Origin of the sequence: Proteus sp. G4380 (genome assembly GCF_963885725.1) — a bacterium.
Lineage (GTDB): Bacteria > Pseudomonadota > Gammaproteobacteria > Enterobacterales > Enterobacteriaceae > Proteus > Proteus mirabilis.
Genome location: NZ_CAWPAV010000166.1, coordinates 1 through 1648 on the forward strand (window position 1 = coordinate 1; position 1648 = coordinate 1648).

Below are 1648 nucleotides of genomic sequence, written 5' to 3' on the forward strand. Positions count from 1 at the left end.
ATTAAACAAAATTAATTTTAAGAGTGATTTCATTTATTCTAGATTGTGATGAGAAAAAGAATCATTTAGCATTTATTGGCAACTCTGTTATCCATTACAGGACGAATAACATGCTATTAAAAAAAATATTTTTAGTGTCTTTTTTATTCCCTACACTCTCTTACGCTAATACCTTACCAACATCAAATATAGATAATTCACTAACTCCCAACCATGATAATCTTGCCCGTTTTTCACTCGGTGACAATAGTCAAGCATCCGACAGCGGTGCCACTGCTATAGGTATCAATAGCCAAGCCGCCAATACTCGTTCGGTTGCTATTGGTTATGCTGCATTAGCCAATGAGGAAAATACGGTTTCATTTGGTAATAGTGAAGAGAAACAAACAGCACGACTCACCAATGTCAGTGAAGGTAAAAATAATACTGATGCAGTCAATCTGGCACAAACAAAAGCACTACTTAGTAAAAATAAAAGGTTAACTGATAGCCAAATAAATGTTTTTAGAAATCAAACTAATAATAACTTAAACACCATCAAAAAAACCATTCATGAGTTTGATGATTATTATCGAAGACGACAAGCATCAATTACCGATGCAATTGAAGCACTTGATAAAAAAGTTATTTCATTAGAAAAAAAAGTCTATGCAGGTATTGCTTCCTCAATTGCCATGACCAATATTCCTTATCTTACTCATCATACTTTTAGTGGTGGCATCGGTATTAGTAATTATCGTACTGGCATAGCACTTGCTGGAGGTATCCAATATCAGCCAAATAATGATATAGCATTTCGATTTAACTCATCAATTAATAGTGAACAAGAGCTTATTTTTGGCGGCGGATTAGCTTATGGCTGGTGATCTTATTAATTAACCTCACCTCTTAATAAGAAAGTTTTTTATTATTTAAGCAGTAGTATCCTTATTGCTGCTTAACAATATTTTTCTAAATAAAATAAATGCATAACACTTATTAAAAAGATAAGCTTATCTTCTGTTTTTATTCCCTTTTGTGATAGTGACATTTTTCCTATAATGACATAATTCTCCATGACTAAAAGAGACACAACATGAGTTATCCATTACGAAAAATGACCTTCGCTGATATCAAAGCAGTGACTTCATTACTACAAGAAAACTCACAGTCACAGCAAGGTGGATTATATGGTGATTATCCACACGATAAAGTTGAAGCTATGTACCAAAGTAGTACCAATGCCATAGTCGCAACTGACCAAGAACAGATTATAGCGGTTGTTTTCAGCTTTCCGGTCAGTTCTTTTTCTCTTCCACCTATTGCTCAAGAAATTAATCGACGTTTTCCTAGCCTTACATACAATAATTGGTTTTACGGTCCTGTATGTATTGATAAATCATACCGCGGAAAATCGCTATTAACCGAGCTTTACCAATATATTGGTGCGTTACAAGGTGGTCGCCCGATTGCATTTATTAATAGTGAAAACATCCGCTCGCTAAAAGCACATCAAAAATTAGGTATGAATATTGTTGAAAATTTTCAATTTCAAGGAAAAGCATGGTGGGTAATTAGTGGATAATGAAAACAAATGAAAGAAAAAGTACGCATATGTATTCTTCAATGAGTTACGATATAGAACAGTGATAATGAGTATTATTTATAA

At 33.5% G+C, this 1648-nt stretch carries 2 protein-coding genes; both read left to right on the forward strand.

The annotated features are described in order from the left end of the window. Positions 1-110 precede the first annotated feature (110 nt). Positions 111-866, forward strand: a complete 756-nt coding sequence (gene aipA / locus AACU98_RS14845) for a trimeric autotransporter adhesin AipA (RefSeq protein ID WP_161735025.1) — start codon at positions 111-113, stop codon at positions 864-866. Positions 867-1075: 209 nt separating this feature from the next. Further along, on the forward strand, positions 1076-1564 hold the full coding sequence (locus AACU98_RS14850; RefSeq protein WP_004250320.1) for a GNAT family N-acetyltransferase: 489 nt from the start codon (positions 1076-1078) through the stop codon (positions 1562-1564). Positions 1565-1648 lie beyond the last annotated feature (84 nt).

Bases quoted from the DNA above. Each gene is read 5' to 3' on its own strand.
- AACU98_RS14850 (WP_004250320.1), top strand. From the start codon at position 1,076: ATGAGTTATCCATTACGAAAAATGACCTTCGCTGATATCAAAGCAGTG.
- aipA (WP_161735025.1), top strand. From the start codon at position 111: ATGCTATTAAAAAAAATATTTTTAGTGTCTTTTTTATTCCCTACACTC.